The following is a 25,590-nucleotide window of genomic DNA, read 5'->3' on the forward strand; positions in this document are numbered from 1 at the left end:
GAGCATTTGGCATCGAGAGCGACTTGAAGGCCTTTCTTATCTGGCTCGCCGAGGAGCTGAACCACAAAAAATACCGCTTATGTTACCGATGCGGCCCAAATCCGGCGCGGGAGTCTGGCCGGATCGCGCAGCCGGGAAGGTTCAAACGCCGATGCTGCGGGCGATGCTGTCGGCCGCCATGCGCTTACGCCACTCAAGGGGTCCGGAATTGTGAATGGAGTTTCCCTCAACATCGACAGCCATGATAACTGGCATGTCCTGCACCTCGAATTCATAGATCGCTTCCATGCCCAGGTCTTCAAAGGCCACAATCCGCGCCGCCTTGATCGATTTTGAAATCAGGTACGCAGCGCCCCCCACTGCGATGAGATAGGGCGCCTTGTGTCTGACAATCGACTCGATGGTCGCCGGTCCCCTCTCCGCCTTACCGATCATCGCGAAAAGTCCGGTTTCGACGAGGATCCTGTCAGTAAAACCGTCCATCCGGCTGGCGGTTGTCGGGCCAGCCGGCCCGACCACCTCATCCCTCACTGCGCGGACGGGTCCGACGTAGTAGATCACGCGTCCCCGCAGATCGACCGGGAGCGGCTTGCCGGCATCGATCAGGTCGACCATTCGCTGGTGGGCGGCGTCACGACCCGTCAACATCTTTCCGGACAAAAGAAGGGTATCCCCGCAGCGCCATGATGCCGTCTCTTCCTTTGTGAGCGTATTGAGATTGACCCGCCGGACGCCGGTTGTGTGCAAATCCTCATGACCGATCTGGGGCCATTCGGAAAGGTCGGGCGGCTCAAGCCTGATGGGTCCGGAGCCGTCCAAGGTAAACTTCAGGTGCCGGTTGGCGGCGCATTGTGGAATGAGCGCCACGGGTTTGGACGCGGCGTGGGTAGGATAAGTCGCAACCTTGACGTCAACGACTGTCGTCAGGCCGCCTAGGCCCTGAGCGCCGATGCCTAGGGCATTAATTCGTTCATAAAGCTCGACCCGCAGTGCCTCCTCCGCGCAGGACGGCCCCCTGGCGATCAACTCCGACATGTCGATGGGCTCGTTCATGGCCTCCTTAGCCAGCAGCATCGCCTTTTCGGCACTACCACCGATGCCGACCGAGATCAGGCCGGGCGGGCACCATCCGCTGCCGAGCGTCGAAACGGTCTCGACTACCCAGTCGGCAACGGACGCGCTGGGGTTAAGGGTGGTGAAACGCGCCTTGTTTTCCGATCCGCCCCCTTTTGCTGCGATGGTAATCTCAATCTGGTTGCCGGGCACAAGGTCGAGGTGGATGACCGCTGGCGTGTTGTCACGCGTGTTCACCCGCCTGGCAAGCGGATCCGAGACGATCGATGGTCGAAGGGGATTGTGAGGGTCTAGATATGCTTGGCGGACGCCCTCATTCACGAGGTCGGCGAAACTGGCCGTTGATTTGATGCGGACGCCCATGCCGACCTTTGCAAAGACCACCACAAGACCGGTGTCCTGGCAGATCGGGCGCCGTCCGAAGGCCGCCATGCGGGAGTTCAGCAGAATCTGCCCGATGGCGTTCTTAGCCGACGGACTTTGTTCGCGCGCGTATGCCTGCGAAAGATACCGGATGTAGTCGGGGGGATGGTAGTATGAGATGTACTGAAGGGCGTCGGCGACGCTCTTTGTGATATCCTTGCCGGCAATGGTTCGTGTTTTTTTATTCACCGAATCTCATCCGAATGACCCAAGCCCGTTGACCAGTTTCAGGCTTTGGAAGCTCCGCAATCCCTGTTCACCCCCCTCATATCCGTAGCCGCTTTGTTTGACGCCACCATATGGTGCATCTGCGGAAACCCCTTTCAGGTAGTTTACACTGATCGCGCCTGCCGAAAGACCGCCGATCAGCGCCCGTTTCGCATCGGTGGCGCCGGTGAAGAAGTAGGCAGCCAGGCCATACTCAGTGGCGTTGGCTTCTTCGATCGCCTCGTCGATCGTGTCGAACGGCGCCACGGTGAGGATCGGCCCGAACGGCTCGTCATGAAGCACTTTCGCATCCTTTGGCACCCCTGTCAGGATGGTCGGTGGCCAGTAAAAACCCGGCTGGTCGAGGCGGGTGCCGCCGGTTTCGATGCGGGCGCCGCGATCGACAGCATCCTGGATCAGACGCTGCATGGCCTCGATTCGCCGTGCGTTCGCCATTGGACCCATCTCCGTCGCCGGATCGTCCGGTGGGCCGATCTTGATTTTGCGAGCGGCTTCCGTCATCCGGGACAGAAATTCCTCGTAGAGGTTCCGCGCGACGAGGATCCTGCTGGGCGCATTGCAGCTTTGACCCGCGCACTCGAACTTGTATTCCGTGATTGCCGGTATAGCTTTTGCCAGGTCGGCATCCTCGCATACAACGACCGGGGAGTGCCCACCGAGTTCAAGAATGCACCGCTGCAAGTTATTCGCGGCGAGCTTGGCCAGCTGTTTTCCAACCTCGGTAGAACCCGTGAAAGTTAGGACCTTGACGATCGGCGAGTTGAGGAGATGCCGGGATATTTGTACCGGAACGCCAAAGACGAGATTGACGACGCCGTCCGGAATACCCGCTTGTCGCAAGGCTTCGACGAAATGGACAGCCGCGCTTGGTGTCTCTTCAGCCCCTTTGAGGATCACCGGGCAGCCTGCCGCCAAAGCGGGGGCGAGCTTGCGGGCGATGAGAACGGCGGGATAGTTCCAAGGCGTAAAGGCAGCAACGACGCCAAGGGGCTCGGGGACGATCATGCGGTTCGGGCCCATCGGAATAGGGGCCGACAGCTCTTCGGCATGCGTGCCGTTCCAGTCCAGTGTTTCGACAGCGCGCGCGTACTCACCTGTCGCTTCGGCAATCGTCTTTCCCTGTTCGGTCGACAATTCCTTCGCTGCGTCTCCCACCTTCGTAGCAAGGATCCTGGCGGCCGCCACAAGGATATCGCCGCGCTCGTTTGCAGGCCGTGAGGACCAAGCCCGGCGGCTTCGCTCTGCGGAAGCGAGAGCCTCATCCAGATCCGACGCTGAAGCCGCGGCCACCGAGCCAAATACCTTCTCTGTCGCCGGGTTGGTTACCGGCAGAATAATTTCGTCACTACCGGCTCGCCACCTGCCATTGATGAAAAGCTGATAGCTCGTGGCGTTGGACATCGCATGCTCCAGTTGACTGTATTCCTGCCAGTGCAAGACCAGCCGATATCCGGACCATGGGCTCGCTTCTATGCAGTTTCATCGTTATGGTCGGGTCCGGTCAAATATTGAATATCGCCCAAAACCATCTCGAATACAGATTGATATGGCTCAGGCAGTCGCGGAGGAGCGGTAGCACCTGGAACTTGGTTTGAAGGATGTGCCTAATCCCGGTCCGGAGCCGTGGCCGACCAGTGCCTGCTCTCGATCAATGTCCTGACGACCTTTGGGATCAGCTTGCGGACCGCAGAAACGGCTGGAGAGCGCTCATCTTTCGGGTTGACGGCAAGGACCACGGAACGGGTGATCACTGGATCAATGATCTTAACCGTTCGGACTTGGCCTTGAGACGCCTCTTTCTGAATGGCCGACGGTGTAAGGATGGAATACGCCTTTCCTTCCAGGACCATACTGATGATCGTAGAAAGGGAGTCGACTTCGAATCTGACGTCCAGCACACAACCGTGCTGCGCAACGACATCAGCCACCGAACGCCTGACATTGTTGTTGCGCATTGGAACCGCCAGCGGAAACGCGTGCAGGTCAGCGAGCCGTACCGAATCTTCGAAAGGCGGTTCACCCGGCGGCACCACCAGGCAAAACTCTTCGCGGGCCAGCACCGTCATTTGCCCCACACTCTCGGCAGTGCGGTAAAGGACAGCCAGATTGAAACGGCCAGCAGCCATCCATTCCTCCAGTGGTCCCGTCATGCCTTCGATCATCTTAAGCGAGATCCTCGGCAATTCGTTTCTTATCGATTCAATCAGGGGGCCACTAAGGACGCGTGCGGCTCCGGACGGAATGCCAATGGTCACCTCTCCGGAAGGAGCAGCCACCGAGTTGGTCAGTTCGGCCTCAGTGAGCTGAATTTCCTTCAGGATGATCCGCGCGCGCTCAAGCAGCTTATCTCCTGACGCCGTGACGCTGACACCCGTCCGATCGCGAACGAGTAGCTGGGTGCCGAATCCTTCCTCCAGTTGCCGCACATGCAGGCTTAGAGCGCTTTGAGCAACGTTGAGGGTCGCAGCTGCCTTCGTGAAACTGCCGGCTTCAACGACGCCGATAAAGTATCTTAACTGCCTGATGTCCACGATGAACAAATCCAACCGGGCATGATCCCCAGTGCTTTCATATCTATCTCGAAACGAGATGGCACGCAAGCAACAACTGTAGAGCCAGGCTCCGGAACCAGCGCCTGTCCGGCCGCTGATTAAGGCTCAGTTATTGCTAGCGAGAGCCAGGATCTCGTGGGCGCGACGCACCACTGGGGGATCAATCATCTTGCCATTCAATGAGAATGCAGACAGGCCGCGGGCGGCGGCATCGTTTTCCGCCGCGACGACACGATGAGCCCACTCGAGTTCCTGTGCGCTTGGCGAGAAAGCCTCATTGAATATGGCCACCTGCATCGGATGGATCGCCAAAGCTCCGGCAAAGCCAAGCCGCCGCGCATGCACCGCGGTTTCACGAAGTTTATCAGTGTCCGACAACTCGCCGATGCTTCCTATGAAGCCTAGCGGGAGCAAGCCGGCCGCACGGGCGGCAAACAGAACAGAAAGGTTCGGCGCCAACAGTAGGTCGAACTCAGGGGCGCCGCCAACAGCGGCACTGAAATCTTCAGGACCGAGCGCCATTGCGACCATCCTTGGATGCGCCAACGCAATGGCCGCAAGCCTTTGCAAGGCGCCCGGACTCTCGATCTGAGCAAGGAACCGGATGCGTCCCGGCGCAAGATTTCTTTCCCGTTCAAGTTCCGAAACCGCATTCGCGATTTCTACAACCCACTCTGCCGAATCCGTCTTCGGAAGAACCAGTGCGTCAACACCTGCTATCACCGCTGCATCCAGATCGGCCGCCAAGGCGCGCAAACCATGATTCACCCGGACCAAGACAGATGCGCCCTTCCGGCCCACCTTTGCCACGCATTCAGGAAGCTGCCGCCTTGCCTCGCCCTTCTGATCCTGGGGAACGGAGTCCTCCAAGTCGAGAATGACGCCATCTGCCCCGCGCTCATGGGCCGTCTCCACAAAGCGTGGAACATGAGCGGGAACGAAGAGCAGCGATCTCCAGCGGGGTACAGACCTTGCGCTTTCAACGCTCGGAACGTTGTCCTTGATCATGGGGCCGCCTGTGCGGTCGATTTTAGAGGGGGCGGCGGCAATGAGCTTGCTGGGCCGCCGGTGCGCTGAGATGGGCCGAAGTACGCAGGCTCTTTGTAAATCGTGAGCGCACACACTTTACCGAGACGCGCACTCACGCTGAGGCCGCTTTTTCGCGCAAAAGCCCCAGAACCTCCTCGCGGACAGCCTCGGTATGAGCACCAAGAGCCGGAACTGGCCGTAGCGAGGGGCGCTCCGAGTTGAAGATCGCCGCTGGCGCTATCGTCTCGACCGCTCCTTCAGGTGTGACAACCTCAACCCTGCGAACGTGTGGATGCCTTGAAACATCCACCACTTCGTTCAAACGGCCATATGCCAGGCCGGCCGCTTCGAGCTCGTGCATTGCTTCGTGGCAGGAAAGTTCGGAAAAGCGCCGTTCAATGATCTCATCAAGTTGCGCACGGTGACCGAGGCGCTCCATGTTGTCTGCAAAACCAGGTGTGCGTGTAAGTCCCCGCTGCTTCAGGAACTTCTCGCAGAAATTCACCCATTCGCGGTCATTTTGAACCGAAAAGATGACCTCTTTGCCGTCGGCGCAACGATAGGCGCCATATGGCGCCAGCGACGGGTGTTTCACACCCGCGCGTACCGTGTGGTAGCCGCTGTAGTCGTTTTGCAGAACCGGCACATTCATCCAGTCCGCGACGGCATCGAACAGTGACACCTGGATGCCTGTCCCTTCTCCGGTGACCTCGCGATGATACAGCGCCTGAAGAATGGCGCTGTGCGCTGTCATGCCCGCCGAGATATCGCAAACCGAGACCCCTACACGCGCAGGCCCTTGTTGGTTGCCGGTGATGGCGCATAGACCTGTTTCGGCCTGGACGATCAGATCGTAGGCCTTCAAATGGGAATACGGCCCCTTCTCTCCGAAACCAGAAATGTCGCAGGTGATCAGCCGCGGATATCGTCGACGGAGATCAGCAGACCCAAAACCCAGTTTTTCGATGCTGCCCGGCTTCAGATTCTGGATAAAGACGTCCGCACCGGCAACGAGCGTGTCCAGGACGGCCCGATCGGCCTCCAACCTCAGGTCCAGACAGACCGACTCCTTACCCCGGTTGAGCCAGACGAAGTAAGCGCTCTGTCCGCGCACCAGCTTGTCGTAGTTTCGCGCAAAGTCCCCTTCGGGCCTTTCGACCTTGATCACCCGGGCGCCGGCATCCGCAAGACGAGACGACGCGTAGGGCGCTGCGACGGCCTGTTCGACTGCCACAACCGTGATGTCCTTGAGACTGTTCTTCATCAGGAGCGCTTCCTACGCGGCGTTCAGATTCTGTGCCCGACGTCGATCAAGCATGGCGAGCAACCGATTTTGTTCATTGCCGACAATGGAAAGGCCTTCGTCGACGCCCATGCCTGGTTTCGCGAGCATCATGTCCGCCTGCGTGGCCACCGAAATGTGAACCGTCGCCCGCGCCGAGAGATCCGTCTCGCTGCAGCTGCCTCCCACATAGGCGCCTACGTCGTTTTCTTTGCAGAGAAGCACCGCTCGGGCGCTGTCGGCGATCGAGCCCACGTCCGGCGTCTTGATCTGCACGAGATGGGTCGCCTTCGCCTCCGCAAACAGACGCACATCCTCAAGCGTGTTGCAGCGTTCATCGACAACGATGCGCGCACGCGACGCCCGGGCGTCCAGGATGCTGACGATCCGCGCGTAGTTATCGACCTGTGCCGGCGTAGACCCGAAGTCGGCTGGAGATTCGATATTCACCGTGAACTCCGGAACCACATCAGCCACCTTGCTGATGAAGTCGGCGATGCGCTGAACGTCGAGACCGATCTCCATCCCGATCCAGCCGTACACATCGAAATGCAGCACCGGATGGTATCCTGGTTGGCCGATTTGCTTGACGCGTTGCGCCACCCATTTGACGAAATCCAGAAAGGTTTCCCCTCCGACGCCGAATTTGCTGCGCGAATTTATGAGGCCGTGGGGGAGCACATCCGCCCCCTTCAAGATCATTTTATCGACGTTGATTTCGCGCGCATCGCCGCTCTGGGCGTAGATCGGCACCCTTCGGTTGGGGAGCGGCAGGCCAAGTTCGGCACATACGACCTCGGCCATGGTCCTGCGCGCAGCGTGGGCGGCGGCTCTGAGAAGGGCCTGGCTCACCCCGTATTCGATTGAGAGGGGCAGCCGCTCGCCTTTTGCAAAAACGAAAACCTCGCTGCAGGCATCCAGAAACCGCGAAGAATCAACATCGAGCAGCCGGGGAACAACGACTTTTGATGCGATCTCGATGATCGATGCGGTTTCGAACAAAGGGTCGCGTCCGCCGGCGCCGGAGTACTGGACCCCCATCATATCGCCCCAGAAGACCGCATCATCTTCAAGTATCAGGCCAATGCTGACAGAGGCCGCGGGAATGCGGATGGAGCGGAAGCCGGGCAACAGCGGCTCCCCGACGTAGATGAAACCGTCCTGTCGGGCTCCTACCCTTATGGCCGCTTGATCATCGTAGAAAAAGGCACCGTTGCCGGGCGTTAAAAGAACGTCTTTGATTCGCACGTTTTTGCCGCCGAGATTGGCCAGCTCATCAGTGGCTGGCGAGGTCAACGAATTGCGTCACGGAAAGTATGCAACATCTGCAATTGAAGCCGCCAATATAATGGCCCGATCATAGCCATCACTTTTTAAGATGGCCTGGGCGAAATCGTCGACCTGCTGGCTTTGAAGGCCTACACCGCTTCCTTGACGGCTGAAAGAAACTGGCGGGTGCGGTCGCTCTTCGGATCACCAAACAATTCGCTTGGGGGCGCCTGTTCTTCAATTCTACCCCTGTAGAAAAGCAGACCCGGTCTGAAATATCGCGCGCAAATCCCATTTGATGCGTGACCCATCAGCATGTCCTGGAAGCCGAGGGCGATCTTTGGGTGAGCCTGATCGTCAGGGTATGCAAAGGGCAGAACATTGGCGAATCCTATTCTGATTGATTGCCCTGCCTTGACACGATCGGTTTGTGGACCGGCATCGGCCGTCCACGTACCCCGATCGCATGTGCCGCCGCAAGGACGGTAGTATCAGAATAACGCGCACCGACCAATTGTAGCCCAACGGGGAGCCCTTGATCATCCAGCCCCGATGGAATGGACGCAGCCGGTTGCTGTGTCAGGTTGAAGGGATAGGTGAAGGGCGTCCAGTCCACCCACCCTGTGCAACTATTATCTGGTACGTTTTGCCCAACTGGGAACGGGGCGATAGGCATTGTCGGTGTGACCAGGAGATCGTAGTCTTCGTGGAACTTCGCCATGAGAGCGGAAAGCGCGTACCGCATCTCCTCAGCTTCCTGAAATTCGGTAAGCGTAATCGTCAGACCGCGTTCGGCACCTTCCAGAAAGCCGGGCTCCAAAAGTTGTCTTTGCTTTTTGTTCATTCGCGACAGAATACGGGCGGCGCCGGCGAACCAAAATGTCTCAAATATCTTGACCGGATTTGCGAATCCCGGATTGACTTCGACCACCTCCGCTCCAAGAGCCCGAAGTTGGTCGACCGCAATATCGGTGACTCTTTCGATGTCGTGAGCCACCTTCACATACCCAAGGTCTCGACTGTAGCCGATGCGCAGACCCTTGAGGGTTTTTGCTGGATTGACCTCAAGGCCGGGATAGGCGGGTCCAGCGTAGCCGTCGCGAGCATCCTTTCGTGCGATGACATTCATCATCAGGATCGCATCCGCGGCCGTGCGGGTCATCGGCCCCAAATGAGACAGCGTGGTCATAGCGCTAGCGGGCCATTGCGGAACGATGCCGAAGGTCGGCTTGAAGCCGAAGGTTCCTGTGAAGCTCGCTGGTATCCGGATTGATCCCCCACCGTCGCTACCTTGGTGAAGAAAGCCGAGGTTGAGGGCCGCCGCAACTGCTGCGCCGCCAGAGGAGCCGCCTGGCGTCAGTTCAGGATTCCAAGGGTTGCGGGTGATGCCGTAGAGGGGGCTGTCTGTAACACCTTTCCAGCCAAACTCCGGAGTGGTTGTCTTGCCAAGGATAACGGCACCGGCCTCGCGAATGCGCGCTGTAACGGGCGCGTCGTCTGTCCAGGGTCCCTCGGCGCTGCTCGACAGTGATCCACGCCTTATCGGCCAGTCCCGCGTCAAGGTTAGATCTTTGATGGTGACCGGAATGCCATCGAGAACTCCGGCTGGCTCCCCCTTCATCCAGCGCCCCTCCGAAGCCCGGGCAGCAGACCTAGCCCGCTGGTGATCGACGAGGCAAAATGCGTTTAGCATCGGGTTGTTTGCGTCGATCCGGCTGAGACAGTCATCGACGACTTCAACGGGCGAGAGCTGCCGCCTTCGGTATAGCTTCAGGCATTCGCATGCCGTCAGACCCTCAAGAGATGTTGGCACGGATGAACGACTCTTCATTTTACAAAGTCCGCTATATACAGTTCTTCGGGCATAAAGTGCGAGCTATTGTTGATTCTGCGGTCTTCCCGACCTTGTTGTGCTGCATTGACGTCGCCTATTGCGTCTATATTTGACCAAGCGGCAGCTCGCATCAAATTCAGTTTGTGTATCATGGTCATCTCGCAACGATACGGCTGGAAGCCGTGAGTGCTGTGGCCCGCTTCATGGCCACCCTGATACGAATGGCCCGCATTTCCAGTTGGACAGTTCGAAATACCTCGCCTTTTGAACCGGATTTTGATTCACTCGGCGCGTTGATTTGCGCGGAGGCAGTGGATGCGGGGACAGGCTGGTTTCTGGGACATTGACGAGCGATATGTGCGGCTGAGCGAGGCCGGCGATCCGCTGGAAAAGCTAAACTCGGTAGTGCCGTGGGAGGTTTTCCGCAAGCCGCTCGGCAAGGCGCTGAAGCGTTCCGATGGCGCGAAGGGTGGTCGGCCGCCTTACGATCCGGTGATGATGTTCAAGATCATGGTTCTGCAGGCGCTCTACGGCCTGTCTGACGACCAGGCCGAGTTCCAGATCCAGGACCGACTATCCTTCATGCGCTTCCTCGGGCTGGGTCTCGGAGACAGGGTGCCGGACGCCAAGACGATCTGGCTGTTCCGGGAGCATCTCACACAGGCCGGCGCGGTGGATAACCTGTTCGCCCGTTTCGACAAGCACCTCGGCAAGGCCGGCTACCTGGCGATGGGCGGGCAGATCGTCGATGCCACCATCGTGGCGGCGCCCAAGCAGCGCAACACCGACGCCGAGAAGACTGACATCAAGGCGGGCAAGGTTCCGGACGAGTGGAAAGACAAGCCCGCCAAGCTGCGCCAGAAGGACCGGGACGCGCGTTGGACGGTGAAGTTCTCGAAGGCCAAGATGGCCGAGGATGGAAAGGTGCAGCAGCGCGACATCGCCATTCCCGCATTCGGCTACAAGAACCACGCCGCGATCGATCGTCGGCATGGCTTCATCCGCGGCTGGAACGTCACGAGCGCGGCGGCCTATGACGGCGCGCAGCTTCGCAATGTCCTCAACCGCGCCGGTTTGTCCGCCTTGCCGTTCAAAAACCGCGGTAAATCGATCTGTCCAGTTATGTACATCAAGTTCAGCAACTTGGTTGGCGCTAATGCGGCCGCGACCGGTAAAGCAAGAAATTGGAGCAGTTCAGCGATCAAGCATCTTCAAGTATCGCCGTTCTTGCCGCTCTCCTAAAGAGGGATTCGGTCGTTGGGGACTTCTGATTTCTATTTCTGAAGTCCGAGCAACCGAGAAGTATGTGACATCAGCTTGCAGCTCCCGGACGCGTATCGTAGGTCAAGCCGACCTCAGTTCATGGTGCGGCGCGAACAATGCAGAAAGCGTTGAGCCCGATCACGTCACAAGGTTGGCCGGATCCTTTCCGCATGACCTCAAACCTGGGCCTCTGGAAGCACGCGGTGACTCGTTTGCCTCGATCGCCACCACGTGACGTATAGGGCTACCAACCAGAGCACAGGGAGAAGGGTCAATAGCGACGCCACTGCGGCGACCGTCGGGTCGATCTGGTTCCGTATATTTTCCCACATCTTCAGCGGGAGGGTGTACATTGAGAATCCGCCGACAAATGAGGTGACGACGACCTCGTCAAAGGAGTGAATGAAGGCGAACACCGCGCCGCCGATGATGCCCGGCCGTATCAAGGGCAACGTCACCCTCATGAAGGTCTGCAGCGGCGCAGCCCGCATGCTCATTGCTGCCTGCTCTAGCGTACGGTCAAAATTTGCCAGTGTCGCCGACACTATCACGACGACATAGCCTATGGCGCCGATGCTGTGTGCCAGGACGATACCTGTCTTCGAGCCTATCAGTCCGAGATTGGCCAGCCCGAAGTAGGTCGCTACGCCCACAACGATAACTGGAATGGTAATCGGCGTCAGGATCGCCATGGTCAGAGAGCTGCGCAACTGCGGGCGGGCGCGGCTGATGCCGTAGGCCGCGAGCGTGCCGACGACGGTCGAGAGGATGGCGACTGCAACGCCGATCTGAATGCTGGTCCAGGCAGCGCCGTACCAGGACGGATCGTCGAAGAAAGAACGGTACCACCGCAGCGAAAGGCCCGAGGGTGGAAATTCCAGAACCGACCCGGCGCTGAACGACATGATGATCACGACGGCTTCGGGAAACAGCAGGTAGAACATGACCACAACGACGAACACCGGTCCAACGACCTTCGACCATTGGCTGTCGCCCTGGGCTTGATAGAGCTGGACCGTCCATCGCTTCGCACGTGAGGAAACGGGAAGTTCGCGGAGATAGCTTTTCATTATGCCGAATGAGGGCAGCCGGCTTGGCCGAGACTTCCGCACTGCTTGTACCGCGCGCCCCTGGGTACCCGAAAGATCGAGCCCAAGCAGGGAGAGCACGACCACGGCGATCGCCAGGAGAATGAAAGACGAGGCTGCAATGGGTGCCATATCAAAGCCGGTCGAGACCTGCGACGCGATGAAGGTTGACAGCATGGCATCTCGCAAGCCGCCGACGGCAGCCGGCGTGATGTAGAAGCCGAGGCAGATCACAAAGACCAACAGGGAGCCACTGCGCACGCCCGGCAAGCTGAGCGGAAAGAACACGCGCCAGAACGCAGTGAACGGCCCCGCGCCCATGCTGCGCGCTGCGGCCATCAGGGACCTGTCAATACCCATCATGACGCTGACCAGAGGCAGGATCATCATAGGCAGCATAATGTGCACCATGGCGATATAGACGGCCATACGGTTATAGATGAGCGGCAGCGGGCTCGAGATCAGACCGAGTTCGAGCAAAAGATTGTTGATCAGGCCGCCATCGCCAAGAATTATGATCCAGGCATACGTACGCGCCAACCCGCTGGTGAGATAGGGGATAACGACGAGCACGATGAGCGCCATGCGCAAACGCTTGGAGGCTGTCACGATCAGATAGGCCGCGGGATAGCCGATGATGAGGCAAATCGCTGTGGCCACCAAGCTGATCTCGATCGTCTGGTAGAGCACGCGGACATTCGCCGACCGGCCGAAAAATGCACGATAGTTGACCATCGAAAAGTCCGGCGCATTGAGGCTAGTCAGGAAGAGCTGAACGATCGGTATACCGAAAACGACGAGCAGGATGGCGAGTGCCGGCACGGTGAGTGCAATGGGCATTCGGCCGAATTTCTGAAGCATTTGCATTTTCTCCCGGGGGTTCACGCCGCTACGAAGCGAACGTCGGACCGCAGCCAGTCAAGCCGCACTGTGTCGCCGGGTTGGAATATCTGCTGCCCCGAGGCGGCATGTTCGCGCGCGACGAGCACGTTGCTCCCGACGCGCACATGGTATTTCCGCAACGGTCCGGCATAGATCATATCGTCGACAGTGCCGGTAACGGACTGGCACTGGCTCGCATCGGCCCTCTCCGGCGCCGCCGGCGCGGAGGCACGGATACGCTCTGGCCTGATCATGGGCACGGTGCCCGACGGCTGCGCCGCATCGGATTCCACATCACAATCGAGATTTTCGAGAATGTTGGCCTCTCCGAGAAAATTCGCTACAAAGCGGGATGCCGGCCGATCGTAAAGGGCTTCAGGCGAATCGGTCTGTTCAATCCGCCCGGCACGCATGACGACGATGCGATCTGACAGTGTAAGCGCCTCCTCCTGGTCGTGCGTCACGCATATGGTGGTGATGTTGAACTCTTTGTGAAGGTTCTTCATTTCGATCTGCATCTGCTCGCGAAGGTTGCGGTCGAGGGCGCCGAGGGGCTCGTCGAGCAGGAGGAACGGCGGATCAGCGATGAGCGCACGGGCGAGCGCCACGCGCTGCTGTTGACCGCCGCTCAGTTGCGACGGCATGCGACCGCCGAAGTCCTTGAGATGCACACGCTCAAGGATGCGATCGACCCGCTTTGCCCTGTCGGCCGTCTTGACGCCCCGCATTTCGAGCGGAAATTCCAGATTCCGACGTACCGTGAGGTGCGGGAACAGCGCATAGCTTTGGAACACAATGCCTTGGTCGCGCCGATAGGATGGGACTGCGGCCACAGAATTTCCGGCGATCAGAATGTCGCCCTTACTGGCCGCTACGAACCCGGCAAGCAGCATGAGCGCCGTGGTCTTGCCCGAACCGCTCGGACCGAGAATGGTCAAGAACTCGCCGCGACGAACTGTCAGTGACAGGTCCTGTACGGCGGCGACCTGCCCGTACATCTTGGTAACGTTTCGAAATTCAATCTGAGCGGGAATTGAGTTCTGCTCCAATGCGTTATCCTCGATTGATGGGACGGACGCAGCGACATCGCGATGGCAGCTGCCAAGATCGAGATCGACGGATCGTCCGAAATGGGATCCTGAAAAACAAGGACGTCCGACATGGTCGGCTCCTTCAGAATATCATAGGTCGGCAAGGCGGCAAATTAGAGATTACCCCCTCGCCGACCAACTCACAGATCTGGGTCTATCGCAGAACCCACTCGTTCCAGCGCTGCGCGAGCCTTTGCGTATTCGACAGGCCATCCGAGCCGACCTCGGCGTACCACCGACCGTTTATGGGGATGCTTTTCGCTACGTAGTCCGGATGTGTAGGCAGCTTGCGGGCCACATCCTCTGGTATGAACTTAAAGGCATTACGGTTGCTGGGACCTTCGGGGTAGAGTTTGCAGAAGGCCGCCTGGCGTTCACCCCGGGTGGCGAATTCAACGAACTTTTGCGCGTTTTGCGTATTGGGCCCCCCTTTCGGGATTACCCAATAGTCCCACGTTAGCTTGGCCTGACTGCGGTTGATTTCGATCGGCGAACCCTTATCAATCAACGAGATTGCTCGTCCGTCATAAGAATTCATGATATCGCCAGTTCCACCACTCATCAATTGCTGAATCTCGGACCCATTCGTCCACCACTTCCGGATATGCGGCTTTATCTTGTCCAGGCTGGCGAAAATCCGGTCGATATCCATCGGATAAAGTTTATCGAGATCGACACCCTCCGCCATCAACGCCTCTTCCCAGGGCCCTTCGGATCCAAACTGACCCGACACGAGGAAGCGAGTACCGGGAAACTTTGCGACGTCCCAGAACGCGGCCCAGTTGGTCGGTCGCGGCTTGTCAGCAGGGAATTTCTTTGTATTGTAGACCATATTATAAGAATAGACAAGCGAGGCGATGCCGAACGTATCCCTGGCGAACTCGTAGAACCCGTCAAGCTCTTCCTTCTTATAGATCGAGTAGTCGATCTTCTCGAGGTACCCTTTATCACTTGCGGGAAACACCGCGCCTGGATTAAGTGGACTTGCGTCGATCGTGACGTTGTTTGCTTTCATCATCAGCTCAAGCTTCGCGAAATCGAGGTCTTGGGTGATTGGAGTTACGTTGATGCCAGTCTCTGCTGCGAACGGTTTCACATACGCTTCGATTTGTGCCTTTCCGACTTCGCCACCGTTGACCAAGACTCGCAGTTCTCCAGAGGATTGCGCCACAGCTCGGGTAGTGACAGAAGATAGGGCGCCTACAGCGATAGCGGATGACGTCGCCTGGATAAAACGTCTGCGGTTTAAACGATGCTTCATTGCTTCCTCCCAGTTGATCCTTTGGTCACGAGAGCCCCGGATTCTGCGATACGACGAGGTTACTTCCCGACACGTGCCATGAGGCGGAATCGGTCAGCATTAAAGGAAAATTGCGGAGAAACGCCGACCGGACAGCTCTGTAACTTCGTCGAACATCCATCGCTTGGCGCCTTCCGTCAAATGCTGATTGTATATCGGAGGCATCTAGAACCAATATGTCCTTCAACGTCCCTCATACGTCCGGAGCCGCCGTTCGTCAGCCGCGTGCATAGCCAATCAGCGGCGATGTCATAGGGTATCGATGCGGTCTGTTGATTAACCGTGCAGACGACAGAGACGTAGGCGGCGAGGTTAAGGACCTTGCATCGCTGTTGGGTAGCAGTCCGCTTGCGACGCTGCCCCGCACTTATTGATCTTCAGTTGGGACAGCGGCTTGGAACAAAGGCGCGGACACACACTCTTGAGTGTGTGCCGCACGGCCATTGGAAAACCACCACTTTCACCGGCGCACTGCGGCTGACGGGCATGATCGCCCCATTCGTCTACGACGGCGCCATGAACGGCAACGTGTTCCTGGCCTATGTCGAGCAGGTGCTGGTCCCGACCCTGTCGGAGGGCGACATCGTCGTGATGGACAACCTGCCCGCCCACAAGGCGGCCGGCGTTCGGGACGCGATCGAGACCGCCGGCGCAAGGCTCATGTTCCTGCCGCCCTTCTCTATTCGGCGTGTTGAGGTCAAGCACTTTCGAGTATTCTACTCTGCCGGCTTGTGATGTCTCTCGCGGGCTCTTGCTTCTCTCCGGGATCGGCGCGCGTCTCGGCCCTCCCAATATGGGATTAGAAGGACAAGACGGAACAATCTACAGCGCGTCCTGATCGCAATATGCGGTCGGAACCAGGGCGGCAACGAACTCATCTCATCCATCGTCCCGCGAAGGACGTCTTTCCGCCGGCTGGCGGAATGTTATTCTCCTTCCCGAAGACCCGTCAAGCAACTGCCGGCATACTTTCCCTCGTCCAGCGGAATTCGGTCCCGTTGCTCCACATGCGATGCATGATCACTGCCAGTCGCCGCGCCAACGCGACGACGGCCTTCTGACGACCCCGTCGTTTGGCGACATTCATCGCCCAGGCTTTCAACCAAGACCATTTCGTCACACGCGTCAGCAGGCATTGGGCGGCTTCATAGAGGAGCGTGCGCATCATGCCGTCGCCGCATAGTGAGACGCGGCCGACGCGACGACTTTCGCCGGACTGATTGAGTACCGGCGTCAGACCCAACGCTGGACCAACGGCCTTCGAGCTGCTGAAGCGGGCCGGAACATCGATTGTGGAACTGAAGGCCAGAGAGACGACAGGTCCGACGCCGGGGATCGTCATCAAGCGCCTGCAAACCTCGTCACCTCGGACGATCGACAGCAGCTTCCGATGGAGTTTCGCGAACTCTTCGCGCAGTTTCCGCCGGGCGGCCAGCAACGGCTCGATGATGTCGCCGATCTCAGGCTCGTCCTCGACGAGTTCGCGAATTCGCTCTTCAAAATTGACTGCACCGACGGTGCCGACCTTGAGCCCAAAGTTGCGCAACAAACCGCGGATGTCGTTCTCGAAGGCAACTGCCTTCTCCTGCAGCAACTTACGGGCGCTCAAAAGGACACGGCGTTTCTGGCTGGTCAGCGTCTTGACGTGCACCGGCCGGAACAGATTGACCCGCATCATCTGTGCAATGCCGCGGCATCATTGCGATCGCTCTTATTGACCTGCGCCTTTAGAAACGCCTTCGTGTGCCGTGTCTCAATACAGATCGCCGGCAAGCCGGCTGCCGCCAGTCCGCTGAACAGCCATTGCGACAATGGCCCAGCCTCAAGCCCTACGCGCGCCAGTTGCCAGGTTGGGTCCTGCAGAGCCCGGATAAGGTCATCCGGGTGGCTCGGGACCTTCACTTCACGGCAAACCTTGCCTGTTTCGTCGATGATGCATACTGACGTCTCTTTCACCGAAACGTCTAACCCCGCATAATGGTCCATGCCGCGCTTCCTTTCCTGATGCTTGTGGCTGTTCCTGAACAGACCACGTCTATCATCAACTCGAAGCGCAGCGCCTCTCCACACGAAGCCTTGAAGAGAGGGCGCTAAGCCGAATACCCCATCTACAGCCCCGATTTCAATCCGATCGAAAACGCCTTCTCAAAACTCAAGGCTCTTATGCGCGCCAAAGCCGAGAGGACATCACAGCCCTGTGGAACGCCGTCGGATCGCTCGTCGACCTCTTCACCCCAGCCGAATGCCAGAACTACTTCAAGGCCGCAGGCTATGACCCGGATTAAACCAGACGTGCTCTAGCAACACCGCTGCCGCGCCGGTAGGCTCACTCGACCACTCGTCTGTATGGCTGGGCCAGTTTTGAGCGGAGAATGCTATGGGCCCTCCGGCCGCTTCTCATGATCTTAGCCATCACTTGCCTACCCACCGAAACGGCGTCCTGTTCTGCCTGGTAACATCGACACTCAAATCAACTTTCAGCGTTTGAGAGGTCTCGCTATGATAGCCACCTCTTCATTAACGCTGACATGCGCACCCGATTTGATAGTGCAGACAATCGATGTTGAAGGTGCGCAGATATCGATGGACTGGGCCGACACTGAATCCATCGGATGCAACTTGCCGATTATGTCTCCCTGCTCCACTTTTTGCAGCACCGAGCATCGAGGTTCGAAGATGCCCGTGTCTGGTGATGTTACCTTGTCGGACAATAACGTTTCAAGTGTTTGACTAAGCTTCTGCTGACGGTAGGTCGGAATGTCTACTGTTCCCTCGATCAGGCCAAGCGTGATTAAACCGTTGCGTACGCCAGTCTCATAGATTTTCAGATCTTCGAAGCCAACGGTGCCACCACCAAATTCGGTACAAATGAATACCTTCCCCTGGCTATGCACCCAACTATCGAACATTCCAGCAGTCTCATTGTGTTCCCAAAGCAATGTTACCGGTAATTTGAAGGACTCTCCCAGACGGAGTGTCTTGGCCATGAGATCGGCATCAGCAATAGGATGCGTAATGACCGCAGGCGCAGAATCCCACGTTGGTCCCATGCTATGCAGATCAAATATGGTATCGGCCTCTGGCACCAGCATTCGACAAACCGCATCTGCAATACGTTCGCTTACCGAGCCGTCGTCGCGTCCCGGAAACATTCGATTGAGGTTTGAGCCGTCGACCGGTGTGTTTCGGCTCCATGCGCGCACGGCCGGCGGATTTAGCACCGGTACGATGACAATTCTCCCGCAAGTTTGGACTTCGGGCAGCCACTCCATAAGCCGCCGAGCGACTATTGGCCCCTCCAATTCATTGCCGTGATTCCCTCCAGTGATTAGAAGGCGTGGTCCCTCGCCTCTATTGAGGCTGAAGACCGGTATCGAAAGAGCTTCGCAGTCGGCACCTTTGGGAACAACGAGATGCCCCGTGCTCAAGCCAGGCGCGTCGATATTAAACGTTAGGTGCGGTGCTTCGCTCATTGTTCGGCTTTCTTCGAAATCACTTTTGCCAGACTTTTTCGCTGCATCCTGCAATCAGGAGTGGAGCGACCCGGGACTATCTTCCGTCGCGGATACTGAGGTCAAATTCAGTTTGCTGATCGTCGACATCTCGTTTTGATATAGACTCGGAACCGGCATGGCTGCTTCGTCTGCTTTGGGCTGGAAGTATGGCTCCGGAACGACGCGAAGGCCGGCTGAAGCCGAAAGTTCTCGTCACGCCCGCCACCTATCGCACCGCTACCTTGATGAAGAAGCTAAGATTGAGGACCGCTGCTGCTGCAGCACCGCCAGACAGCCGCCAGCCGTCAGGTATTCCATTGACTGCAGAGAGGGCTGTTGTTCGTTTCCAACCAAATTCCGCAGTGGCTATCTTGCCGAGGATAACGGCACCGGCCTCTCGAACGGGCGCTGGCGCGTCGTCTGACTAAGGTCGCCCGGCCCCGTTAAATTCTGTCCCTCATGCGCAAAGCGCCGACCTGGAAGTCTTCGGAGTCGATGGGTGAACAGTTGCGGCCCTACCGAAAGCGACCGAACAACTGCGAACAAACACCTTTGCGGATACGGCCGTCTTGATATCCTTTCCGCAGATTTTGAAATTCATGCAGGCCTTCACGCGCAGTCCATGTGCGCTTTCTAGCCGCCTGCGCTACCGGTCGCTGCGCTCGGGTACTCACTTGCGCGGTGGCGGAATCGCGCGATGACGTCATCCAGTGGTACGGTCATCGCTCGCTCAAGGTTTGTCCAGTAGTACTCGGCACTAGCGATTAGCTCCTCGCTCTGGTCAGGTGCTCGCTCCGCCTTCCAGTACCTGATCAACGCGAGCATGGTGAGCCGCGCGAGAGCCGCAATTGGCAAAAGTGGAAGTTCTGACTCGTTTATCGGCCGGCTTTGCTCGTACCCGGCGACAAAGGTAACGGCATCCTGCCAGGGGTGATCTTGCGTGCGGCCGATCAGGTGCGCGACCGTATTCGCAGGGTCGAAGATCACCGCGCTATGGACAGTGTCACCAAAGTCAAGGATGGCCTTAACGAAGTCATCGCTGTGCGGATCCACCACGACATTGTTCGGAGCGTAGTCACCGTGGATCACTTGCATTTCAAGATTCGGCAGCCTCGGCAGCACGACTTCTTCGAAGAGCTTGAAGACCCGATGAGCCATCAGTCGATGCTGGGGGTATGGCGCGTACTCAACAAGTCCTGCCCAATGGCTAAAGTGCCTAATGTCGTAAACTAAGCTGCGCGCGGCAGCTGGATGCCCAAATAATCGCAGCGCACTGTTTACTCGCCCGAGCATGTCTCCCGCCTTGGTCAACTGCTCAACGTTGGCATCCATATGCTCCCATAAAAGGCCTTCGACAAAGCAGAAAACGCTGAGTGTTCGACAGGTGCCATCGCCTAAGTCGATTGGAACGCCATCCCTCTGACCAAGGGTACGCTTGATCCGCTGAATCGGCAAGGCGTGAGCGGCGTCATCAAGATAACGCATCACCGCAATCTGCAAAGCCGTAACTGGTTCAGGCTCATCAGACGGTGACACCTTTACGAGGTAGTTATTCACATCGGCTTTGAGCCTGAATGTATGGCCCTTTTCACTGCCCAATCGTTCAACCTGTCCGCTGAGCCCATAGTGCATTTCAAGCATGTTGTTCAGCAACAAGGGGTCGATAGATTGACTTGATGAGAGGAGGCTGCTCTCCGCCAAGAGCCGTTGCAGCATTGCGTTGGGTAAGTTGTTCATGTTGCTAGAGCCTTCTAGAGCCGCTGTTTCGCTACGATGGCAAAGGTCTCAAGGAATCGAGACACATCGGCAGCGGTGAAAGCGACTGGAGGACGCACTTTCAACACGTTACCTGCGGGGCCGGTCCGGCTGATCAGAACTCGACGATCGCGAAGGTTCTTGATGATGCTTTCGCAACGAATGGGATCGGGCTCGAGTGTCTCTCTGTCTTTGACGATCTCGACACCAAGGTACAGCCCGCTGCCTCGGATCTCCGCAACATAAGGAGAATCCCGTGTCAGCGTTTCAAGCCCTGCCAGCAAGACCGCTCCATTCACGGCAACGCGTTCACGCACATTCTCCTGCTCGAACACATCGAGCACTGCGGATGCCGCGGCTATTGAAAGTGATCGGCCGCCCAATGTGTTGAAGTAGCTGACCTTCTGTCCGAATTCGTCAGATACCTCCGGGCGGAAGACGACGCCAGAGATGGGGAAACCGTTCCCAATCGCTTTGCCCATCGTGACGATGTCAGGAACCACCCCGTGCCGACTGAACCCCCACATCGAATCTCCGATCTGAGCGAACCCTGATTGGACCTCGTCAGCAATGTGAAGGCCACCAGCGGCATGGACTTCGTCGACCATTGCCTGCATGAAGCCCACAGGGTGAGTAAAAATGCCGTCGGAAGTGAACGCGGAATCGGCAATCAAGGCTGCTAGCCTGTATCCATGCCGTTCGAGATCAATAATTGCGGTACGCACTTGATCCCGCATATAATTCTCAAGGGATTGTTGGGGTCCGCAGAACCTGGGGTCAGGAGCGGCAATAAGTCGGACGTTTGGTCCGAGCGGAGATCCTGACCCCAGCATTGGGGAAAAACTGGCGACCTCACGAGTGCGACCGTGAAACGCCCAGCGCGTAACTATGATACCCTCGCCGCCCGTATGGTACCTCGCGACCCGAATTGCGAGATCATTTGCTTCAGATCCAGTGCAGGGCAAGCTTAGTTTCGACAGTTCAGCTGGGAATGTTGCAAGTAGCCGCTCGGCATAGGCGACCAGCGCTTCCTGGGGGTAGCGTGTATCAGTGTTGACCGTTGAGATCTGGCGGGAGACGGCGTCCGCCACATGCCTGTGCGCGTGCCCAACGCCCTGCACGTTGTTAAACGCGTCGAGATAGTCATTGCCGTCACTGTCTATCAGGTGGGCACCAAAACTCGATACAAACTCCACCGGAATAGTCTCGGAAAACTGGTAGCCCGGTCCAAGCACCATGTTCCGGCGTCGGATGATGTCCTGGAGTCGTTCAGGCAGACCGCTGATACCATTCGCATCGATCCGGGTGGGCTGGCGCGCGCTCATCTTAGCGTGACAACGAACAATCGGTGAAAACCACCAGGGTTTTCGTCGGGTTAGCTGCTATTTGGCCAAAAAGAGCAATGCCTCGCTTAAGATTGACAGATTCAGGCTGGATGCAAGGTACTGCAATCGTTACGTTAACCGCTGCGAAAACGCACAAGTTCATCTGGAGTGTCCTAGAGGCTGCAATTAGGGTCATGTTCTCGCACGGCAGTAGACAGTCCGCGGCTGCGGGCGTCCAATTCAGTTTGCAGATTGGTGTCTTCTAATGACGAGATAAGCATGCGAGGCGGCGGCCGGAGCGACGCGAACTGGCATCAAGCACGGCGCGAGTCGGCCGCGCTGCTCCGGCGCCATTTCGCCAGCGCGCTGCGCATCATATCCGACGGCCGTCTGTCACCCTGCGATGCCCCCACATCTTCTCCCGCCGCCGCGGACGAAGCTGGGGTCGGAACAAGAGCAGTGCGAAATCGTACGCGGTCTTTATCAACCAAAGACCGCAATATCCTTGTGACCTATGGCTTTTCATGCGATTCTTCGGGCTGATCTGCAGGAGATGAGAATGCCTGAAATGCTTGCAGCGCTTTCCAACATTCGGACTGTTGAAGAAATGATCGCGGCCTTCCGGGATGAGCAGCATTGCCGTCGGTTGCTGGAAAGCATGGTGTGGCCCGATGGCCGGATCTGCCCCGCCTGCGGATACAAACGTTCGATTGCGATTGCCGGCCGCGATACCGGAAAGCGTCGCGCCCGACCGGGTCTTTATCAATGTTCCAGCGGCGATTGCCGGTTCCAGTTCACGGTGACGACACACACGCCTCTGCACTCCACGAAGCTTCCCTTGCGTGTTTGGCTGAAGGCAATGTGGCTGTTACTGCAATCCGACAAGGGCTTGTCGTCGGTGCGCCTGGCCGAGGCGCTCGGGGTGAGCCAGCCAACGGCCTGGCGGATGGGACATGCACTGCGTCTCATGGTGGCGCGGGAGAACATGCTCGTCGGCACGGTTGAGATCGACCATTTCCATCTCGGGGGAAGTCCCCGAAAGCGGCCGGATGACCCACCTCCGGGACGGGGCCGGAAAGGCCAGGCGAATACGGACAAAACGCCAGTCATGGCCATGGTGCAGCGGCCGACCGACGTCACGCCCGGCACTCCGGCCGGTGACGCGCGTGCCGCGGTCGTGACCGACCTCTCGGCGCGAGCAAGCGAACGCGTCATTGAAGCGCAGATCGAATCGGGAGCTCATTTGATGACACCACGGGGACATTCACTGTCGCAGCGACGGCAGCTTGGTGGCGGATAAAGTAGCCACAGTTTGCCGTTATCACGACTGCGCCGCGCTCGACCAGGCGCTTGGCTGCGGCAATGCAGGCTGACTCCAGCTCCGGCGCGCCCGGGACCACCATGTCCACCCATGCACCCGCAACGGCCTCGGCGATTACGGGAACACCGTAAGTTGTCGAACTCAGCAAGCAGCCGTGTGGCCGATCGGTCGGCATGGCATCCGAGGCCTCCCCGCGTTCCAGATTGAGAATTCCTAGAGAGCGCTCGGGGTGCGGTGCCATTCAGGACTCCGTTGGCGTTGGTATATTGCAACTTCCGATAGACTATCGCGACGTAACGACCTTTAGGTTGCCTGCGTCGCTCCAATTAAGCATCAGCAGTAGACAGCGGGCGGCCGCGGGCGTCCAATTCAGTTTGCAGATTGGTGTCTTCTAGCGACGAGATGACGGCATGCGAGGCGGCGAAGACGCCAAGCAGGCTTCTTTCCTCCTGGCTGGCTCTTGAAAAAGGGCTCGCGACAGCCCCGGGTTCGTGATTCACTCCGACCACCAAGAGGTGGGAGTTTATCGTGCGCGGTGGAGACGAGCGGTCGGGGAGTTGTTCAGCTATGTGGAGGACCTTGAAGCAGGTGCGACGCGACCATCCGCTACGCCGCATTCGGGTGATCGTGAATGCGGTGCTGGAGCGCGGGTTCGACGGCGCCGTGACGGCCGCCAACGGTTCCCCGCTCTTGCGCTCCATCGGCATCAGAGTCCCAGGCAATAATTCTTCAGCGACTCAGCTCGGTCGGCGTGGCCGATCACCCCTATCAATGCATCGACATGGGCGTCGAATTGGCTTCACTCCCGGCTGTCCAGTCGGGCATGGCGGGGCGTTTCCCTAATTACGAAGCAACATCATCCTAACAAATCCGCGACCAGCGCGAACCCGCAGCCGCGGCTTTCTGACTCAGCAAGACTAGAGATGCGGTCCCTTTGCTCGTCGGCAAAGGGACCGCACACCTCACAACCGGGTAGGCCGGCAGCGATGCTGACCCGGCATGACGCGCTCACCTCCTTCAGGCGACGGATGCCAAGGTCATTCGGCAAAGAGTGGTAATGTCGTAGACAGGCAGACCTGTCATTCGGCGAATCGCCGGCGCCGTCGACGCGTCACGCGCGATAGAGCGTGTGTGGTGTACTGCTGAGTATCTCCGCTCCGCGCTCCGTCACCAAGACGGTCTCGCTGCAGCCAAACAAGTAACGACCTTCCCCGAGGAGAATGACGGGCATATGGACGGTCATGTTGGCCTGAAGGACGTCGGTTGCGCCAGGCTCCAGGCTGATGTTGCCACGTTCGCCCCAGGGGGCACCGGTTTGGTATCCAACCCGGTGATTAAGGGCTTGCGGTCGCACAGATCGCTCGATCACCCTGCGGGCCGCCGCGTCCACCTCTCCCGCCGTTACACCTGGTTTGATCGCGGCGATGGCGGCTTCAAGTGCCTCCTCCGCCAAGGCGTGCAGAGTTTCGGTCTCAGGGTGCCGGCCAAGCACAGCGCCGCGGACCAGCGGCCCGACGTAGCCTTGCTTCATGCCGCCGACTTCCACCATCGCAGGTTCGTTGTTGCCTATTGGATGGCGCGTCAGTTTCGTATGCGGCAGCTTCGTGCGTTCACCGAACCCGATTGAGACCAGCCTGACGTCCTCGCCACCGGCTTTGCTGACCTCACCGTGGATGGCCGCCGCCATTTCAGCCTCAGTGATGCCAGCCCGGAGCGACTGCTGAAATGCGCCCACGGCCATGTCGGTTATGGCCATCGCATCGCGCATTGCCTTGATTTCCAGCTCGTTCTTCACAGCCATTACGGATGAGACCAGGCGAGAGGCATCGGTAACCTTCATTTCCGGGAGGTACGCCTGCAACGCGATTACATCGGCCGGCGCGAGGTTCCAGCAGCCCAGCTCGAAACCTACCCTCTTGCCTGCCAATCCCAACCGGCGAAGAACATCGGCGCATACTTTGGCAAAATCGGGCTGCTCGGTATAACCAACCATCTCATCGATGCAGCCTTCCGCGCGAACGCCAGTGAGCTCGTATTCCCGGACTACATATGTTGGTGCCTTCCCAGGCACCAGGATCAACGGAAACGGCATGAAATACGCACCCATTCCATCGTATCCGCTGAGATACTGGAGATGACCGTGTGCGGTGACCACGAGTGCGTCAAGCTCGGCTCGGGCAATCGCTTCAACCACCTTCTTCTGCCGTCGCTCGTATTCTGACTTCGGGAACGGGGCACCGGTGAAGGGAATTAATTTGACCGCGGTCATAGATAGCTCCTTTTCGAAGTTTCAGTCGATCAATTTGACGGGACGAATACACCCGCCGCGCCTACTCTTGAATCCAAAATACCAGTCCAGTCGTCTCAGGTTTGTTGATGC

General features: G+C 58.2%; 14 protein-coding genes and 6 pseudogenes. 4 read left to right on the top strand and 16 right to left on the bottom strand.

What is annotated here, in order from left to right:
• Positions 1-141: 141 nt before the first annotated feature.
• The 8 genes and pseudogenes from AC56QX_RS38265 to AC56QX_RS38300 all read right to left on the bottom strand — a co-directional run bounded on the left by AC56QX_RS38265 (position 142) and on the right by AC56QX_RS38300 (position 9,688).
• On the bottom strand, positions 142-1,686 hold the full coding sequence (locus AC56QX_RS38265; protein ID WP_497118505.1) for a fumarate hydratase: 1,545 nt from the start codon (positions 1,684-1,686) through the stop codon (positions 142-144).
• Between the two features lie 6 nt (positions 1,687-1,692).
• Complete coding sequence (locus AC56QX_RS38270; RefSeq protein WP_497118506.1) at positions 1,693-3,126, bottom strand: NAD-dependent succinate-semialdehyde dehydrogenase; 1,434 nt, start codon at positions 3,124-3,126, stop codon at positions 1,693-1,695.
• A gap of 203 nt (positions 3,127-3,329) precedes the next feature.
• The gene (locus tag AC56QX_RS38275) at positions 3,330-4,256 is read right to left on the bottom strand and encodes a LysR family transcriptional regulator (protein WP_497118880.1); all 927 of its coding nucleotides are present in this window, start codon (positions 4,254-4,256) and stop codon (positions 3,330-3,332) included.
• A 126-nt stretch (positions 4,257-4,382) separates the two neighbouring features.
• Complete coding sequence (locus AC56QX_RS38280; RefSeq protein ID WP_497118507.1) at positions 4,383-5,285, bottom strand: HpcH/HpaI aldolase/citrate lyase family protein; 903 nt, start codon at positions 5,283-5,285, stop codon at positions 4,383-4,385.
• A 133-nt stretch (positions 5,286-5,418) separates the two neighbouring features.
• A complete protein-coding gene (locus AC56QX_RS38285) occupies positions 5,419-6,570 on the bottom strand; it encodes a CaiB/BaiF CoA transferase family protein (protein WP_497118508.1) in 1,152 nt (383 codons plus the stop codon).
• Between the two features lie 12 nt (positions 6,571-6,582).
• Complete coding sequence (locus AC56QX_RS38290; protein ID WP_497118881.1) at positions 6,583-7,836, bottom strand: methylaspartate ammonia-lyase; 1,254 nt, start codon at positions 7,834-7,836, stop codon at positions 6,583-6,585.
• Between the two features lie 170 nt (positions 7,837-8,006).
• Positions 8,007-8,164, bottom strand: a pseudogene (locus AC56QX_RS38295) (ectoine/hydroxyectoine ABC transporter ATP-binding protein EhuA); the annotation flags it as partial.
• Between the two features lie 84 nt (positions 8,165-8,248).
• The gene (locus AC56QX_RS38300; RefSeq protein WP_497118509.1) at positions 8,249-9,688 is read right to left on the bottom strand and encodes an amidase; all 1,440 of its coding nucleotides are present in this window, start codon (positions 9,686-9,688) and stop codon (positions 8,249-8,251) included.
• A gap of 318 nt (positions 9,689-10,006) precedes the next feature.
• Here AC56QX_RS38300 and AC56QX_RS38305 point away from each other — a divergent pair.
• Positions 10,007-10,762 (top strand): annotated as a pseudogene (locus AC56QX_RS38305) (IS5 family transposase); the annotation flags it as partial.
• 368 nt (positions 10,763-11,130) lie between these two features.
• Here the strand turns inward: AC56QX_RS38305 and AC56QX_RS38310 are convergent.
• The 3 genes from AC56QX_RS38310 to AC56QX_RS38320 form a co-directional block, all read right to left on the bottom strand.
• Positions 11,131-12,903, bottom strand: a complete 1,773-nt coding sequence (locus AC56QX_RS38310) for an ABC transporter permease subunit (RefSeq protein ID WP_497118510.1) — start codon at positions 12,901-12,903, stop codon at positions 11,131-11,133.
• A gap of 20 nt (positions 12,904-12,923) precedes the next feature.
• The gene (locus tag AC56QX_RS38315) at positions 12,924-13,973 is read right to left on the bottom strand and encodes an ABC transporter ATP-binding protein (RefSeq protein ID WP_497118511.1); all 1,050 of its coding nucleotides are present in this window, start codon (positions 13,971-13,973) and stop codon (positions 12,924-12,926) included.
• A gap of 196 nt (positions 13,974-14,169) precedes the next feature.
• Positions 14,170-15,276, bottom strand: a complete 1,107-nt coding sequence (locus AC56QX_RS38320) for an ABC transporter substrate-binding protein (RefSeq protein WP_497118512.1) — start codon at positions 15,274-15,276, stop codon at positions 14,170-14,172.
• A 468-nt stretch (positions 15,277-15,744) separates the two neighbouring features.
• Between AC56QX_RS38320 and AC56QX_RS38325 the strand changes: the two are divergent.
• A pseudogene (locus tag AC56QX_RS38325) lies at positions 15,745-15,996 on the top strand (transposase); the annotation flags it as partial.
• A 268-nt stretch (positions 15,997-16,264) separates the two neighbouring features.
• On the opposite strand, the pseudogene AC56QX_RS38330 reads toward AC56QX_RS38325, so the two are convergent.
• Positions 16,265-17,301, bottom strand: a pseudogene (locus AC56QX_RS38330) (IS110 family RNA-guided transposase).
• Positions 17,302-17,418: 117 nt separating this feature from the next.
• Here AC56QX_RS38330 and AC56QX_RS38335 point away from each other — a divergent pair.
• Positions 17,419-17,600, top strand: a pseudogene (locus AC56QX_RS38335) (IS630 family transposase); the annotation flags it as partial.
• 192 nt (positions 17,601-17,792) lie between these two features.
• Here the strand turns inward: AC56QX_RS38335 and AC56QX_RS38340 are convergent.
• The 3 genes from AC56QX_RS38340 to AC56QX_RS38350 all read right to left on the bottom strand — a co-directional run bounded on the left by AC56QX_RS38340 (position 17,793) and on the right by AC56QX_RS38350 (position 21,889).
• Positions 17,793-18,788: a succinylglutamate desuccinylase/aspartoacylase family protein gene (locus AC56QX_RS38340; protein ID WP_497118513.1), complete on the bottom strand. Its 996-nt coding sequence runs from the start codon at positions 18,786-18,788 to the stop codon at positions 17,793-17,795.
• A 654-nt stretch (positions 18,789-19,442) separates the two neighbouring features.
• A complete protein-coding gene (locus tag AC56QX_RS38345) occupies positions 19,443-20,546 on the bottom strand; it encodes a phosphotransferase (RefSeq protein WP_497118514.1) in 1,104 nt (367 codons plus the stop codon).
• A 14-nt stretch (positions 20,547-20,560) separates the two neighbouring features.
• Complete coding sequence (locus AC56QX_RS38350; protein WP_497118515.1) at positions 20,561-21,889, bottom strand: aspartate aminotransferase family protein; 1,329 nt, start codon at positions 21,887-21,889, stop codon at positions 20,561-20,563.
• A 559-nt stretch (positions 21,890-22,448) separates the two neighbouring features.
• Between AC56QX_RS38350 and AC56QX_RS38355 the strand changes: the two are divergent.
• Positions 22,449-23,141, top strand: a pseudogene (locus tag AC56QX_RS38355) (IS1595 family transposase); the annotation flags it as partial.
• A 1,180-nt stretch (positions 23,142-24,321) separates the two neighbouring features.
• On the opposite strand, the gene AC56QX_RS38360 reads toward AC56QX_RS38355, so the two are convergent.
• The gene (locus AC56QX_RS38360; protein ID WP_497118516.1) at positions 24,322-25,479 is read right to left on the bottom strand and encodes a M24 family metallopeptidase; all 1,158 of its coding nucleotides are present in this window, start codon (positions 25,477-25,479) and stop codon (positions 24,322-24,324) included.
• Positions 25,480-25,590: the final 111 nt, after the last annotated feature.

This window comes from Mesorhizobium sp. RCAM 06353, assembly GCF_059683585.1.